This window comes from Candidatus Micrarchaeia archaeon, assembly GCA_041650355.1.
Lineage (GTDB): Archaea > Micrarchaeota > Micrarchaeia > Anstonellales > Bilamarchaeaceae > JAHJBR01.
Genome location: JBAZLI010000017.1, coordinates 1 through 14,451 on the forward strand (window position 1 = coordinate 1; position 14,451 = coordinate 14,451).

Below are 14,451 nucleotides of genomic sequence, written 5' to 3' on the forward strand. Positions count from 1 at the left end.
AAAGCTTTCCGCCTGTTATGCTCGCGCCGCCCGGCAAGCTTGTATTCAAAAATCTCTCATAGGTCCCGAAATCCATGTCAGCCTCGGTCCCGTCATCCAGAACGAAAACTTCGCCGTGCCTGAACGGATTCATCGTCCCGCAGTCCACGTTCAGGTAGCCGTCGAACTTGAGCGGAAACGCGGCATAGCCCCTCATGCTCAGGATTTTCGCGATAGAAGAAGTCACAATCCCCTTTCCAAGCCCGGACATTATCGAGCCTGCCACTATGATGAATTTTGTATCCCCCATAGGGAGCATATTTGCGCTCATGGGTTTAATAACATTATTGCTTCGCGCCCAGCAAAATGAAATTCAATATAAATAGATTTTACCAACACCTATACATGGACAAAAAACAAATCAGTCTCGTTGCATTGCTATTCTTTTCGTTCCTGATTCTCGATTCCAGCCCCTCATCAGCCCTTCTGGTAGCGCAATGCTCCAACTCAACTTTCATTCAGGACAATTCCGAGTACATAATAGACGGAGGCATAACAAAGGTGGAATCCAGATGGGAGAACAACAGCATCTACACCTACGTGGATGTCACGATATTCAATTATGCAAAAGGCGCCCCTATTCAAGGGAATTACATCCAGCTTAAAATCCCGGGCGGAGGCGTCGGCCTGCAAACCCAATGGGTGGAAGATATGCCTGCGTTCAGCAGCTCAAGCGTGGGCAAGAGCTACACGTTTTATCTTGCGAGGACAGGTGGTTCGTTCGGCCCGGTGTGCGGCGGCGCCGGGGTAACAGAAATGACCCTCTTAGACGGTCCTACTGAAACTAGACCATGCGCCCCACTTGCGATACTCGCTGCAATCTTGCTGTTGCTCTTGGCCGTTAGAACGCGCGAATAATCTACTTTAAATTTATTCCTTTAGTAATAGCCCTATGCTTCCTGAACTTTCAGAGATAAAGAAGATGCGCATGCGCTCCGGCATAACCCAGAAGCAGCTCGCGCGTTTGGCCGGGATTTCGCAGAGCACGGTAGCGAAGATAGAATCCGGCTTCATAGACCCGGGCTACAACACCGTGAAAGGCATATTCGAAGCCCTTGAAGGGCTGGAGCACGCGTCTGAGCTGAAGGCAAGGGACGTGATGAGCCCGCACGTGGTTTTCGCGCAGCCCGAAGAGCGCCTGAAGGAGGTGCTCGGCGCGATGGGCAAAAAGAACATAGACCAGATGCCTGTGCTTGAAGGCAGTTCGCTAATAGGAAGCGTGAGCGAGGATTCCATAGTGCGCTTCCTATCCTCCTACTCAGGTCACAAGCCGGTAGTTGAGCTGAAGGTGCGCGAAGTGATGGGCGAATCCTTTCCCACGGTTCCGGAAAGCGCGGCCTACAAAACCCTGCTCGAACTCCTGGGGCACAATCATGCGGTGCTAATAATAAAAAGCGGAAAAGCGGTCGGAATAGTTACGAAAGCGGATTTGCTAAGGGCTAGGAAGTGATGTCCCGTTCGTTTCTCGGCGTTTGCACAAATCTTCTATGGTTCTATACAATACATGAAGCGAGATTGGTTTATTCATGAATGCGCCTACTTGTTTAGTGGCCCCATCGGTGTTCCCAATTGCATATCCGCTCATAAGTATGTATATTATGTTCGGCGCGCGCTCTTTCATTTCTCGTATCATATCCAACCCGATCATCCCCGGCATGGTCTGGTCGGTTAATACAACATCGAAATTTCCTTGCCTGAAAATTTCAAGCGCTTGGAGTGGGTCGTTGCAAACAGTTGGGCTATAGCCCATTTTCTTGAGGAAGATACCCAGCATGCCTGTAATGATTTCCTCATCATCCACCACGAGCACCCTAAGATTCCTTGTGGACGTCAGCGGACCGTTGCTGGAACTCATTCCCCTAGTGTCTTGCACACCACCAGGCGTTACTCCGCTGCCCCCGCAACCGTGCGGTCCTTCCAAGAGTTCTTTTGCACTCTTAACTATATCTGGAAGAGGTCTCGCGTTCGTTCCTGAAGGGCCTGAGGCTAGACGAACTGCGTCTGCGCACCTGCTTCCTATAGGTTTTTTCTCCATGAAATCATCTGATAAATCCGGTTTCACCAATAACGTTATGGCAGTGCATTTCTACATTTTAAAATCATCATGCAAGGCCAGGTTCAGCATTAATGCTATCGCCGTATATTTCTATATTCTACAACAAAGTGTTTTTAAACAAATCGCTAACTGCCCCATATTAAAAGGATTTTGGATGGACTCAGAGGGACATGCGTCGTTTCCAAAACCGGAAACCCGGAACCGAAAACTGTTTCGCACCCTCGGCCCCTCGCGTGCAAGGCGAGTGCTCTGCTGCTGAGCTATGAGCCCATTAATAGCAATATAAATCCGCAGTGAAAATTTATAAAACTCCATTTGCATACCCTATCAGGGATGGTCGCATGCTTCAAAAAATAAACGCAGCAAAAAAAGCGCTGGAAATGATGGAAGAAAACAAAATAATCGGATTGGGCTCAGGCACAACCGCAGCCGAATTCGTGCGCATGCTCGGCGAGAAGAAAAAAGCAGGGTTCAAGATAGACGCGTGCATCCCCACCTCCTTCGAGGCAAGGATGTTCGCGATAAAATATGGCCTTTCCCGCTACCTGTGCGACCCTGACCAGGTGGACAGAATACACGTGGCGGTGGACGGTGCGGATTACGTCTCAAAGGAATTCATAATCAAAGGCGGAGGCGCGGCGCTCACCCGGGAAAAGGTGGTCGCATACAACGCCGAGCGCTTCATAGTGATAGCCGACGAATCCAAAATTGCAAAAGGCCCGAAATCCAGCGTTGCATTGGAGGCGATAAAATTCTCTGCCCCGTTCGTGATAAAAACCCTCGCGAAACTGGGATACCCGGCCACCATAAGGGTCGGGACCGGCAAAGTCGGGCCGATAATAAGCGACAACAACAATTTCATAATAGACGCGAAAATCGAGATAAAAAATCCGTCAACTTTGGAATCAATGCTCAACAGCATCCCCGGAGTCCTCGAGAACGGGATATTCACGAAATTCACGAAAATAATAATCGGCACGGAAAAAGGCGCGTACGAACTCTAATCCCGCTTCATCTTAACCGCTGCAAGCATTAGCAGCGCGGCCAGCGCGCTCACAGCGAACGAGAACACGAAAGTCCCCCTGAACCCCAGGATATTCACGTTCCACAGCAGGCCTGCGATTATGTTGGCAGGGAGCAGGAGAAAACCGGTAATGCCCTGGTAAATCCCCATTGACGTCCCTTTGTTCCCGTCATCACTAATCCTGCTTATGAAAGTCCTTGGGGTGGTATCAAGTATCGCCGCAACCATGCCGAAAGTCACGAAAAACACCAGGAACAAGTAATCCGTAGAGAACGCGAACCCCAGCACGGTGAGCGCGAACAGCGCATAGCCCAGCGCCATCACCTTCCTTCCCCCCAGCCTGTCGGTGAGAAACCCGGCAGGGAGCGCGAACAGCGCATAGCTTATGTTGTATACGATATATCCGAACAGCGTCATCAGCACGTTCCCGGTTATGTCCTGGGCCTTCAATATGAAGAACGCGTTCCCGAATTGCGCGATTCCGAACAGCGCACCCACAATCACCATGCTCTTGTAGCCGCGGTTTCCGAACGCATTCCGCAGGGCTTCCTTCCCGTCGCCCATTTTCCTCACGTGGAGTTCCTTCACGAATCTGGATAAAATTACTACCCCGAGAACAGCAGGAATGACCGCGAGCAGGAATACGCTCCTGTAAGTCTGCTCCTCTCCGAACCTGGGCAGCAGCAAAGCGATAATTACTGCCGCAATGAGCGGCCCGAGAATTGCCCCGAACGCATCCATCATCTTCCTGTACCCGAATGCCCTACCCAGCATCTCCTTCCTGTCGCTGTGCGCCATTATCACGTCCCTGGGGACTCCCCTGAGCCCCTTTCCGAACCGCTCCACTATGCGCAGGCCCAGTATGTTCTGCCAGGTTCCGGCAATAACGAAAAACAGCTTCATGAACGCGGATATGAAATACCCAGAAACGCTCATCGCCTTGTGCTTTCCGAACTTGTCGCTGACGTAGCCGGAGATTGCGGACATGAGCGCAACCACCACTTCAGAGCATCCTTCAATCAACCCTATGACCACTGCGTCGGCTTTGAGCACGTTCATGAGGAAGAGGGGCATTATGGGGTCTATCATCTCGCTGCTCACTTCCACGAGGAAGCTCGTAACCCCGAAAAAAAGCGTGTTCCTGCTCAGGCCGCCGAAACCTCCTCGCGCGGCGCCGTAACGCGTTTTCGGGGCTCCAACGCCCCCTGAACCCCGGTCAGCCAAAAAGCCCATGAATGCTGTTTTCCGCGAAAGCAGTATAAATCTATTCGGTTGAAATGTGCCTCATGATTGTGCCTGAACATGTGAAATCCGAGTTGAGGGAGCCCCTGGGCGCCCTGATGGATTTCCAGCATTTTCTCTCCATGTACGGAAAAGAGAGAATAGTCGCCGTGGGGGACGCGGTGGTGCTCGCGCTCCTGCGGGCAAAAGCAGAGCCTTTCGTTTCCGTGTACGATTTCTCCACGAGAAGAAGCCCGCTTCCTGAATCAGAAAAGAACGAATTGGCGCGGAAATACCAGAAACCCAGGGTTTGCGAAAACCCGGCAGGGACCATAACTGAATCGCTGGAAGAAAGCGCGAAGCTCGTGCTGAAAACAGGGGGCGCCCTCAAAGTGCATGGGGAAGAGGATTTGGCGGCGCTGGTTTTCATGCGCCTGTGCCCTAATGGTTTAGTCATAATCTACGGACAGCCGGAAAAAGGCGTGGTTGCGATTGAGTGCAATGAAAAATCGAGAAAAAAAGCAGAAGGATTTTTCGAAAGAATGCGGGAGCGCTAGTCGCTTCCCCCTCCTTTGCCCATGAAGAACAGGAGGAGGAACGCTATCACCATGCTCGCGAGGCCCACGCCGACGGATATGGTCCAGTCATCGTCCATGCGGATGCTGCTCCACATGTAATAGACCGCATAGCCGGCTATCGCGGCGGCTATGAACCTGAGCGCGTTGAGCACCTTCTTGGACATTGCTATTCGCCTGATGTTACCTTGGCAACGACAATTACATCCTCAACAGACTTCACGTTCTTGTACATTACGCTTTTCTCCCTGAGCACCCTCTTGGCCTCCTCCTTCGATGAAGGGAGCGGCTCAAGTAGCACGCGGACTACCTCGCCGGTCTCGGTGTCGAGGATGAAATCCTGCGCATTGCCTATGAACTTTCCGCTATCGCTGAATATGTCCATTCCATACATTCTTGAGAGTTTCGTGGTCATCTGATCACCTTGGCTAATCGCCTCACCTCCTATAGGAGGTTTAGTTTTAAAAATGTATTATTTCAAAGCCTGAGCCTTCCGTTGCCTCCGAACTGCTCAAGCGTTATCTTGGTATTGACCCTCTGCACCCCCGGAACCACCGCAATCTCGCCGGTTATGGAATTGAGCATCTCGATGTCCTTGCAGATGACCACCACGATTCCGTCGTATTCCCCAGTGGTCCCATAGGCGTAGTGCACGAAGCTCTGCTTACCTATGTTCTTCATGACCCTGTGCGGGTCCCCCTCCACATCCACCTGGATTATCGCTATTATCCCGTAGCCGAGTTTTTTGTAGTTCAGCACCGGCGCATAGCGCTCTATCACGCCTTCCTCCTCCATCCTCTTCATGCGCTCTATGACCGTGTTGGGGTGCATGCGCACGCGCTTGGCTATCTCGCGGTACGGCATCCTCGCGTTCTCATCCAACAACCGTAAAATGCCCACATCTTTTTCGTCGTATTCGAATCCCATGTTTATACGTTTACACAATAAAATTTTAAAATGCTGTACATTAGCACAGTAGAAAGTGGAAAAGATATATATTAATCACAATAGATTTTAAAGCGGGTGAACAATCCGAGGTGGGAACATGCAAGCCAACAACGAAGCTGTCGAAATGATACAGGAACTGGACAGCACCGTCAGGAGGAAAGAGTTCAGCACCGAAAGGTTGAATCGCGTAATCGAGCTTAGCATCGCGCTGAGGGACAGGCACCTGAAGAAGCTCGAAGACGGGGAAAGGCAGCGGGTGCTCGACATACTGCGGACCGCGAAGGTGCAGGCGCTTTCCCATGATTCCGCGTATACTTACCTGGAACACCTCCAGCTTCTGGAAAAAGACATAGCCGGATGCTGAAGAGCCCTTCACCGGGCCATTTGCGTGTTCGCGGGCCCAAGGCTTATTCTACAGAGGTGTCTGTCCGGAGTTCATTCCTCGCCGTAGGTTTCGAAATAGAAATCCGAAAAGGCGTAGGCCAGCGGGTCCTCGAGAAACAGCTTCTGCACGTCTTCCCCTGAAAGGAGCGAGCCGCTTTCCGGATTGATTATGTGCTGTTCGCCCTTCCACTCGTAGCCCACGTAGATTTTCCTGCTCCTGGCTATGAGCACCTTCGCGGTGGGGGAGCCGAAGGAGCGCAGGAGCGATGCGAGAAGGAGCGCCTGGTCAGTCACGTCCCCTGCCTTGAGCCGGTCCATCGTCTCGAAGTCTATCCAGAAGCTCACCGGGGGCTCCACGTTCTCTATGCCCTTTATGTAGTTGATGCAGTTGCGCACCGCCTTTTCGAAGTCCCTCTCGTATTCGTATGGCTTCAAATCCTCCGAGAGCCGTTCGTTGAGCTTCCGTATGAATTCGTTGTACGGCGATATCCTCTCCCTGAGCTCGGAGACGCTCTTGTGCTCGTTCTGCTCTATGAGTTCCTTGTAACGCGAGATGATGAGCTCGTAAATCCGCGTCCTGGCTTCGCTGGAAGCGCCGTTTTCCATGCTTTTTGTTCTCAGAGACACTTCTTAAACATTTCCATACACAATATTTTCGCAGAAAGATTGCACTAGCCCGTTTTCCCACAGGATGTGGGAGGGCGGCGCGCAAAAGAAGGGCCTAAAATTCCGCTTCGCGGCGTTTTCGGCCGTTTCGGAGTACGTGCAGGGGTCAGCTTAGACTATGAAAGTTACGTTTTACGGCGGAGTGGGGGAGGTGGGCAGGTCCTCCGCGCTCCTCGAGTCAGGGGAAAAAAACCTGCTCCTGGACGCCGGGATAAAGCTCGGCGAGAAAATCGAGCGCCCGCTCATCCCAGAAGAGAAGATAGGGCAGATACGGAACGTAGTGGTGAGCCACGCGCACCTGGACCACTCGGGATTCCTCCCGCACATGTACGCGAGGAGCTTCGCGCGCCCGGAGATTTTTTCCACCAAGCCCACCAGGGATTTGATGGGCGTGCTTCTCGCGGATTACCTAAAGATACAGAAAATCAAGGAGCAGAAGCTCGAGTTCGGCGAGAGCGAAGTCAACGAGCTGATGCAGAAGATAAGGCTCCAGGAGTTCGGGAAGCCTTTCAGGGCAGATTTCAGCATCGCGTTTCTGAACGCGGGCCACATACTCGGGAGCGCGATGACCCTTGTTGAGGAAGACGGGAAAAAATTACTCTACTCAGGGGACATAAGCATGAGGAACACGCGCATTCTCGAGGGCGCCCAGCGCGGCGTGCACGCGGAGACGCTCATAGTGGAAAGCACTTACGGGGGGAAGGATGACGTGCTCCCGAGCGCCAAGGAGTCCATGCTCCGCTTCATCACCAGCATAAATGAAACGCTCAAAGATGGCGGATTCGTGCTCATCCCCTCGTTTGCAGTGGGCAGGGCGCAGGAGATACTCCTCGCATTGGAAGATTACATGCGCTCCGGAGTGCTCACCAAGGTCCCGATTTACATTGACGGGATGATACTGAAGGCGATGCGCATATACCGGCAGAACGTGATTTACGCGAGCGAGTCCATAAAGATGCGCATACTCACCTCTGATGATGATCCTTTCAAGAGCAGGTTCTTCCATGTCCCGCGCACGAAAAACCGCGAGGACGTTTTCAGGGAGCCCGCGATAATAATAACCACGAGCGGGATGCTCCTCGGAGGGCCTGCGCTCATATACCTGGAGCGCATGTGTTCGGACCCGAAGAACAAGCTCATCATAGTGGGCTACCAGGCCCAGGGCACGCTCGGGAGGGAAATCCTCGAAGGGAAGAAGCGGGTCCGCGTGGGGGAGCGCGAAATGGAATTGCGCATGAAGGTGGAAAACATAAGGATTTCAGGCCACGCTGACAGGAACGAGCTGCTCCAGTTCATAAAAGGGGTGAAGGGGCTGAAGAAGGTGTTCCTGGTGCACGGGGAGCACGGAGGCGAACTCAGGGAGGAGCTGGAGATGGATTACGATGTTGTCGTTCCGGCGCTGCTCGAAGAGCACAGCATATAAATATTTAAAAATAGGAACAACGATGTAAGCGCATGAGAAAAATCATCGCTTTGCTGGTGCTTTTGCTTTTTTCAACCTCCTTTTCGCTCAACGTGTCTGCCAACAGGCAGCCCGGGGAGATAATCTTCCTCGTTGACGGGAACCATTACGAAAAATTGAACCTCACGTTCCTGATTTTCGTTGACGGGAAGCAGGTCAACGATGTGGAAAAGAACGAAGTGATGCTTCCCCAGCTGTATTCCGTGAGGCACAACGGCACAGGAGCCTACGGGCTCAGGGTCGTGGATTCAAACGGGGGATCCGCGAGCGCCGAAGTGAACCTCACGCAGGAATCGCAGGCGCAACAGCCCGAGGTCCCGGCCGAACAGCAGAAAAAGGAAGACGAGCAAAGCACGCTTTATGCGATTATTGCAGCGCTCGCGGGCATAATAGTGCTCGCGCTGATTCTGTTAAGGTTTTTAAAGTCTAATAGTGATAATAAATAGGTGAAAGGTGGAAATATGGCCCAAAACACAATCCCTGCATCTCCTTCAGCTACCGTAGTTCCGTTTGTTGAAACATCAAAATCCGAATTGAAATCGTTCCTGGATAAGCTTGGAATCCCGCAAAATCTTAGTAGCGAATTTTGCACAAAAATGAATGTTTCTACTTTAGTGCAATTCCGGGCAAAAATGGAGGAATACTCATTCACAGGCGTGAGCGGCATAAAGAGCATATTCGACAAGAATTTTGACGCTTCAGCAAACCAGATGCACATCGCTGCGCTTGCAGGATGCATGCGCGCTTCCCTTATCCTGAAAGAAAACCTCGCAGGCGTAACGGATTCAAGGGAGCAGGCGAAAATAATAGGGACTGTGATATACAGGCACCTGACAAAGTTTGAGGGCCCGGTCTATATAGAGGGGCAGACGAACAAGCCGAACATCCCATTCGTTGCGATAATGGGCATGGCTGAATTGGGTTTCTCGAAGCTGAAAGAGCAAACCGGTGATCCCAAGTGGTCCAGGCTTCAGGCAGACTATATCGAATTCCTCAAGCCGCATCTGAGAGTGAATACTTCCCTGCAAAAAACCGAGGACAGGGCCAAGTCTGTCTACGATGCTTTAAACACGAACAGGAGCGAGCTTGAATCTTTCTTTCTGGCCACCATGGTGAAGTGCAGGGAAATATCCGAAGACAAGAGCTACTCAACCGACGACCTGAATCGCTTGGCAAAAACGATTGGAACTTGGATCGAAGGCGCTCCAAAAAGGGCCGGGCAATACACCGATGCGCTGAGCGATGAAAGGTTCAAGAAAAAGCTCAGAAGCAAGATGGACGAGCCTGAGGAAATAATGCACCTCCAAAGGTACTTGATTTACTACTTGGGCCAGCAAATAATCTCTTCACCCCTGTCTGTTTCTGAAAAAACAATAACTGCATTCATGGACTCCAACCTCTGGAAATATATTGGGGACAACGCCCTTGCCTACATAGGCTACACCCAGAGTGTATCGGGCAAAAAGCACATAGAAATGATAAGGCTGGCAACAGCCCCGCTTCTGCCCCAGCTCGGATATTTAAGCGACAGCAAAAAACCCGAGGACCAAATCATTTTCAAAACTCTGATGAGGCAGCTCCTGGATTATTCACTAAACAGGAAAATGAGCGACGCGGAAAGAACAGCGAAATTGTCCAAATGGCAGGATGAGGTTCTGGCATCGTACAATTCCCTGCTTCCGCAGGGGCTTCGCCTTAATCTGAGCAATAAGGGTGAAAAGCTGCTGGCCTACCTGTTCCTCCCGGAGCAGTTCGAGCAGGCGACAACAATACACGGTGAAAGATGGAAAGCCAAGCTTGTCGATTCCCTGGGTTCGATTGCCTCGGTTTTCGGAGTGCAGCCGGATTCGGTTCTGCACATGTTCGAAACCGAATCAGCGAGGCAGAGCCAAATCCTCGTCCAGGGGAGCGAATTTTTCAAAAGCCTCGCGCAGAAAGGGTACAAGAAAGAGGAGATATTCTGGGCTGCGTTGGACCTGATTCCAACGCTCAGCGATTTGGCCATCCGATCCAAGCCGGGCGACAATCCGGCAAAAGTGCTCCTGGATTCGCTGTCCAGCTACGTTCCTGACAGAAACACCCTGAAAAAGAGCTTCTCGGAGCTCCCGCGCCAATTGCGAACTTCGGAAACCGAAAGGGAGTACATGGCCCAGGGCGTGAGGAACTACCTGGTCGAAGGACTGAACCGGAAATATGTGGACGCAACTGCATCTGCGATGGCCGACCTGGCTTCCTATCTTGGTCTCCCTCTGGAGAAAGAACTGACTGCGCAGAACGCGGTTTCTGGACTGCTTGCTTCCGAGACTTTCAAGAGCTCCAGGTTGTTCACAATGCTGAAAGCATCCGGCTATAGCGACCAGTCCATAGCCACAGCGGCGTTCCTGGCTCTTTCGAGCCAAACGATACAAACAACGTTCATGAAATATAAAAACGCAGCCCAGATTCTGGACGCCGCAATGCAGAATGTTGATAGCTGGACGTATCTCATGTCCAAAGATGCCGCACGGTTAGTTATTCCATCTACTGCTGCATCCACCATCGTTGGCTCGTTGGAGGAAGGGATAGACAAGGTTCTGAAAGGCACAACCCAAGGAGGGCGCAGGCTAGATTCCACTCTGCAAGCCCAGATGGCCGCTCCGGAAATAATCCGCGAAGAAAATTTGGCTGGGACGGTGCAGTTAAACAGCCGCAAGCTCTGGGATCTTACACCCAACCAGTTGTGCGATGCCCTGTTTTTCGGTGCCGGCGCACTTGATACTCAAATGAAATGCTTCAGGAAGCAGATGAAGGAAGGCACTGTTACGCCTGAAGGAGACATTAAGGCGCAGTACGGAGAGGCTCGCTTCCGCCTGACTTCTGATACAGTGAACGCAGAACAGATGAACCGAGCTCTCGCCTTTTACAGCCGCGAATTGGGAAGCTGGAATTACGATAAAATAACCCGTGCTGTCGACTCTAACCCGGTGTACGCGACTGTTTTCGATGTCGCTAAGGCAAAGGTCGACTTGCTCTTCCCGAATTATGATGCGGAACAGAAGAAGACTGAAATCACAAAATGGTTCGTTGCAGAGTTCGCAAAAATCAACAAGGAGTACAGCGGCGCGGTAGATTTGACCATAGAGCAGATCAATCTGCGATTGACCCAGCCCATCTCAACTCCGATTAGAGGGCCGAGGGGCATCGGCCTGCCGAAGATACCAGAACTTACTCCTGCCATTCTGCGCCAGATGCTGTCCACTCCGGGAAACGGGATGCAGGAATACCTATCTGCCTCCAATCTGACATTTGTCCTGATAAGGGACGGAAAAATAATGGAAACCCTTGGCACAAAGAAAGGGGAAACGTACGCAGTAGGTTCAGATTTAGAATGGAAAAAACTTCGCCCCAGCGATTACATCGCAGTGCTGGATGGCGAGCAAAAGCTGCTTGGCTTCAACACCGGCATAAACTACGCATTGGGCTTCGGCGTGGACAGGAAGCACTGGATTTTCAAGAATGGAGACCAGAAAGTAGTGCTCACAATGTACAATATAACCGCCAAGGGGAACGGCTTTGAAATCAAGCTCACGCCCCAACCGGAGCGCCCGTCCCTTAGGACCAACGTGGTCACAAATGAGGCGCTCAAAACCATTCCTGGAATCGGTCGTGACAAATTGATTCTAAGGGAACAGCAGTGGACAACTCCGCTTTCAATACGCACGCTGCGCGCATCAGCCCCGCTGCCAGTCATATTTCCGCCGATAATGTCCAGCACCGAGTTCAATACCCGCATGAACATAATATATGACCCAAGCGCTTTGCCTAACGAACGGGTAAAAGTAATCAGCCTTGCAAAAGTGCTCACTGCCTGGGGAATCCCAACCCAGGCTGGCGAGGGAGGAAGCACTGCCTTGGAGATAAAGAACCGCCTTATTGAAATGGTTGACAGCAATGTTTTGCCCATGATAAAGGACAAACTGCCCACGCAGATTGGCCAATCACAAACCTTCTTTATCAACGATGCCTTTGGCTCGGTTACCCTAGGCTCCACATCTGCATCCGATTACCTGAAGCTGGTGATAACCAAGACCGAAACCGGATACACCATAGAGAAATTCGGCGTCGAGGGATACGACAAGGGCAATTCCTGGGTATTCAGCGGGATTATCGAATCCAACAAGCTCGTAGTCCAAAAAATACTCGGCTACTCGTTCCTGAGCGCCGAAATCTTCAGGATGGGCTTGCCGGCTGGCTGGTCGATGAGCACATCGCTCAACGTAGGCATACCCATGAAGCTCTCCAAAGTCGGGCCGCTGTGGCTTCCATCCGGAATAGCCAAAGACAGCAAGTTCCTTGTGATGCCCAGCATGCAATTCGAGTCCCCCCGCTATCGGCTTTCCGGGGACTGGACCGGCACGTTCTATGGCGGGTACATATTCGGTTCGCAGGGCACTGTTTTCGGAGGCGCAGATATTCAGCGCAATATCGGAAACAGACTGACGTTCAGCGCAGGTGCAGGAATATCGAACAAAACTCCATCTCCATACATTGGAGTGATGGCCGGCATCACCAACTCAATAGCAGCAGGAGGTGGCCTGATGTTCGACCCGTCCAACGGTTTAGGCGGCTACGGACGCGTAAAAATAAGCCGGGTCGGCTTTACATTATCCCTCGCTTCTCTAGCAATGACCCCGGGCCTCGCCGCGGCGCTGGGATTCACGTACTACAGCGATGAAGGGAAGGCGTATTCGCTGCAGTCCCTGATACCCTCGACGATAGTAAAAGGAATAAAAAATATTAGGGGCAGAAAGAGGAAGTACGGTGCTTGACCATGAACAAAACAACCCTGCTGTTTTCGCTTTTGATTGCTTTTTCCATTGTTTCCGCGGATACGTACCAGCATACGTTCTCCAGCGGAAGGGCGGGCAACAGCAATGACGTCCAGGTGGACCTTACCACCGACCTGCTTTCAGACATTTCTGCAAGCCAGGACCAAACCGAATATTGCGCAGGCAGCGATGCGCAGCTTATCCTTACCCTTCCCCTCCAATGGGGCGGCAACGTATTTTCCGCGGTCTCGTACGTCCCGACGAACACACAGGCCAGCGGGAGCGGCGTGATGGGCTGGAACTACGCAAATTGGCTTTCTTCGAGCAATTACAACAACTATATTTGGTATTACGACAACTGCAAATATGTAAGCGATTGGACGTCCACTTACCGCTGCGTCAACAACTATGCGGGCGCAGATGTCTGCGGCTACCAGGGGGATCCCGCGCCTTGCAACAATAATGTCGTGTCAAGTGCAAGCTATTCGTCTATCCGTTCAATAACCTATAAGCCGAACGGTGCCACCAATATCTATGGAAGAGGGCAGGTAGCCGCATTCTGCAGCGGCCAATTTTCAGCCAACGGCGTGACCGGCAGCATCTCATCTTCCTCCACAACGATAACAGTTCCGATTCCAGCAGACCAGCCTGTAGGAACGTACACATTGCCCGTCTCAGCAACCTATTCGTGCTTCTTTGGAGCCAAAGAGGATATGCTGGTGGACGGCTCCCAGATTTCCGACCAAACGACTCTTTACGACCATTTCTCGCACACAACCACGATTAATATGGGCATTCAGGTTAAGGATTGCTGCACTCAAACCGCAGCACTTTCCATAGACTGCCCGGGTCAAATAACCTTGGACCAGAACCACCAGGCGACTGTTCAGCTTACCCTGAGGAACAATGGAGATGTGCCCATAACTGTTAATCCCATCACAGTGAACGGAGGAACTTTCACTTCGGGCCAGCTCCCAATTACAATAGCTGCCCATGGCTCGGCCACGATAACAGGAACTCTCGCATTTTCAGGTTCAATACCAACTTCAGTAACGTTCACAGCATCAGGAACAGCCACAGTGTGCGGCCAGCAGCGAACAATAACCGCAACCACTTGCCCTGTCAACATTATATGCACTGACCATGCGGCACTTTCCATAGACTGCCCCACAAGCCCCATAGTGCTTGATTCAAACCACCAGGCCAGAGTAACGCTCACGGTGAGGAACACAGGAAACGTTCCCATAACCTTGACTTCAATAACGCTC

General features: G+C 51.7%; 16 protein-coding genes and 1 tRNA gene. 9 read left to right on the forward strand and 8 right to left on the reverse strand.

Annotated features, from left to right (window positions below; translation table 11 throughout):
* Positions 1-289: hypothetical protein (locus WC488_02000; GenBank protein ID MFA5077176.1), on the reverse strand; the 289-nt coding region annotated here is incomplete at its 3' end.
* Positions 290-384: 95 nt separating this feature from the next.
* On the opposite strand from WC488_02000, the gene WC488_02005 reads away from it, so the two are divergent.
* The gene (locus WC488_02005) at positions 385-897 is read left to right on the forward strand and encodes a hypothetical protein (protein MFA5077177.1); all 513 of its coding nucleotides are present in this window, start codon (positions 385-387) and stop codon (positions 895-897) included.
* 34 nt (positions 898-931) lie between these two features.
* Positions 932-1,489, forward strand: a complete 558-nt coding sequence (locus WC488_02010) for a CBS domain-containing protein (GenBank protein MFA5077178.1) — start codon at positions 932-934, stop codon at positions 1,487-1,489.
* On the opposite strand, the gene WC488_02015 is transcribed toward WC488_02010, so the two are convergent.
* Together WC488_02015 and WC488_02020 are read right to left on the reverse strand one after the other, a co-directional pair.
* Positions 1,472-2,074 carry a response regulator gene (locus tag WC488_02015; protein MFA5077179.1) on the reverse strand — a complete coding sequence of 201 codons (603 nt, stop codon included), beginning with the start codon at positions 2,072-2,074 and terminating at the stop codon, positions 1,472-1,474. The genes WC488_02010 and WC488_02015 overlap by 18 nt on opposite strands.
* Before the next feature lie 176 nt (positions 2,075-2,250).
* Positions 2,251-2,365: transfer RNA gene (locus WC488_02020), tRNA-Ala, on the reverse strand.
* 71 nt (positions 2,366-2,436) lie between these two features.
* On the opposite strand from WC488_02020, the gene rpiA reads away from it, so the two are divergent.
* A complete protein-coding gene (gene rpiA, locus WC488_02025) occupies positions 2,437-3,099 on the forward strand; it encodes a ribose 5-phosphate isomerase A (GenBank protein MFA5077180.1) in 663 nt (220 codons plus the stop codon).
* Here rpiA and WC488_02030 read toward each other — a convergent pair.
* On the reverse strand, positions 3,096-4,352 hold the full coding sequence (locus WC488_02030) for an MFS transporter (GenBank protein ID MFA5077181.1): 1,257 nt from the start codon (positions 4,350-4,352) through the stop codon (positions 3,096-3,098). The genes rpiA and WC488_02030 overlap by 4 nt on opposite strands.
* Before the next feature lie 53 nt (positions 4,353-4,405).
* Between WC488_02030 and WC488_02035 the strand changes: the two genes are divergently transcribed.
* Positions 4,406-4,897, forward strand: coding sequence for a DUF359 domain-containing protein (locus WC488_02035; GenBank protein MFA5077182.1), 492 nt, complete (start codon positions 4,406-4,408; stop codon positions 4,895-4,897).
* Here WC488_02035 and WC488_02040 read toward each other — a convergent pair.
* From WC488_02040 to WC488_02050, 3 genes are all read right to left on the reverse strand, one after another.
* Positions 4,894-5,082 carry a hypothetical protein gene (locus WC488_02040; GenBank protein ID MFA5077183.1) on the reverse strand — a complete coding sequence of 63 codons (189 nt, stop codon included), beginning with the start codon at positions 5,080-5,082 and terminating at the stop codon, positions 4,894-4,896. The two genes, WC488_02035 and WC488_02040, sit on opposite strands and share 4 nt — an antisense overlap.
* Positions 5,083-5,084: 2 nt before the next feature.
* Positions 5,085-5,330 (reverse strand): PRC-barrel domain-containing protein, encoded by a 246-nt coding sequence (locus WC488_02045; protein MFA5077184.1) that lies wholly within the window; start codon positions 5,328-5,330, stop codon positions 5,085-5,087.
* A gap of 62 nt (positions 5,331-5,392) precedes the next feature.
* On the reverse strand, positions 5,393-5,842 hold the full coding sequence (locus WC488_02050) for an Lrp/AsnC family transcriptional regulator (GenBank protein MFA5077185.1): 450 nt from the start codon (positions 5,840-5,842) through the stop codon (positions 5,393-5,395).
* A 118-nt stretch (positions 5,843-5,960) separates the two neighbouring features.
* Between WC488_02050 and WC488_02055 the strand changes: the two genes are divergently transcribed.
* Entirely contained in the window at positions 5,961-6,227 is a 267-nt protein-coding gene (locus WC488_02055; GenBank protein ID MFA5077186.1) for a hypothetical protein, read from the forward strand.
* 71 nt (positions 6,228-6,298) lie between these two features.
* Here WC488_02055 and WC488_02060 read toward each other — a convergent pair whose 3' ends face one another.
* On the reverse strand, positions 6,299-6,853 hold the full coding sequence (locus WC488_02060) for a hypothetical protein (protein MFA5077187.1): 555 nt from the start codon (positions 6,851-6,853) through the stop codon (positions 6,299-6,301).
* A 178-nt stretch (positions 6,854-7,031) separates the two neighbouring features.
* Here WC488_02060 and WC488_02065 point away from each other — a divergent pair, with 178 nt between their 5' ends.
* The 4 genes from WC488_02065 to WC488_02080 all read left to right on the forward strand — a co-directional run.
* Positions 7,032-8,336 carry an MBL fold metallo-hydrolase RNA specificity domain-containing protein gene (locus WC488_02065; protein ID MFA5077188.1) on the forward strand — a complete coding sequence of 435 codons (1,305 nt, stop codon included), beginning with the start codon at positions 7,032-7,034 and terminating at the stop codon, positions 8,334-8,336.
* A 32-nt stretch (positions 8,337-8,368) separates the two neighbouring features.
* Entirely contained in the window at positions 8,369-8,821 is a 453-nt protein-coding gene (locus WC488_02070) for a hypothetical protein (GenBank protein ID MFA5077189.1), read from the forward strand.
* A 15-nt stretch (positions 8,822-8,836) separates the two neighbouring features.
* Complete coding sequence (locus WC488_02075) at positions 8,837-13,183, forward strand: hypothetical protein (GenBank protein ID MFA5077190.1); 4,347 nt, start codon at positions 8,837-8,839, stop codon at positions 13,181-13,183.
* Between the two features lie 2 nt (positions 13,184-13,185).
* On the forward strand, positions 13,186-14,451 hold a 1,266-nt coding region (locus tag WC488_02080), incomplete at its 3' end, for a hypothetical protein (GenBank protein MFA5077191.1).

What these genes read in the sequence shown, in the direction of transcription:
- WC488_02050 (MFA5077185.1), bottom strand. Translation starts at nt 5,842, where the DNA reads ATGGGATTCGAATACGACGAAAAAGATGTGGGCATTTTACGGTTGTTG.
- WC488_02060 (MFA5077187.1), bottom strand. Translation starts at nt 6,853, where the DNA reads ATGGAAAACGGCGCTTCCAGCGAAGCCAGGACGCGGATTTACGAGCTC.
- WC488_02065 (MFA5077188.1), top strand. Translation starts at nt 7,032, where the DNA reads ATGAAAGTTACGTTTTACGGCGGAGTGGGGGAGGTGGGCAGGTCCTCC.
- rpiA (MFA5077180.1), top strand. Translation starts at nt 2,437, where the DNA reads ATGCTTCAAAAAATAAACGCAGCAAAAAAAGCGCTGGAAATGATGGAA.
- WC488_02030 (MFA5077181.1), bottom strand. Translation starts at nt 4,352, where the DNA reads ATGGGCTTTTTGGCTGACCGGGGTTCAGGGGGCGTTGGAGCCCCGAAA.
- WC488_02010 (MFA5077178.1), top strand. Translation starts at nt 932, where the DNA reads ATGCTTCCTGAACTTTCAGAGATAAAGAAGATGCGCATGCGCTCCGGC.
- WC488_02045 (MFA5077184.1), bottom strand. Translation starts at nt 5,330, where the DNA reads ATGACCACGAAACTCTCAAGAATGTATGGAATGGACATATTCAGCGAT.
- WC488_02035 (MFA5077182.1), top strand. Translation starts at nt 4,406, where the DNA reads ATGATTGTGCCTGAACATGTGAAATCCGAGTTGAGGGAGCCCCTGGGC.
- WC488_02055 (MFA5077186.1), top strand. Translation starts at nt 5,961, where the DNA reads ATGCAAGCCAACAACGAAGCTGTCGAAATGATACAGGAACTGGACAGC.
- WC488_02040 (MFA5077183.1), bottom strand. Translation starts at nt 5,082, where the DNA reads ATGTCCAAGAAGGTGCTCAACGCGCTCAGGTTCATAGCCGCCGCGATA.
- WC488_02015 (MFA5077179.1), bottom strand. Translation starts at nt 2,074, where the DNA reads ATGGAGAAAAAACCTATAGGAAGCAGGTGCGCAGACGCAGTTCGTCTA.
- WC488_02005 (MFA5077177.1), top strand. Translation starts at nt 385, where the DNA reads ATGGACAAAAAACAAATCAGTCTCGTTGCATTGCTATTCTTTTCGTTC.
- WC488_02075 (MFA5077190.1), top strand. Translation starts at nt 8,837, where the DNA reads ATGGCCCAAAACACAATCCCTGCATCTCCTTCAGCTACCGTAGTTCCG.
- WC488_02070 (MFA5077189.1), top strand. Translation starts at nt 8,369, where the DNA reads ATGAGAAAAATCATCGCTTTGCTGGTGCTTTTGCTTTTTTCAACCTCC.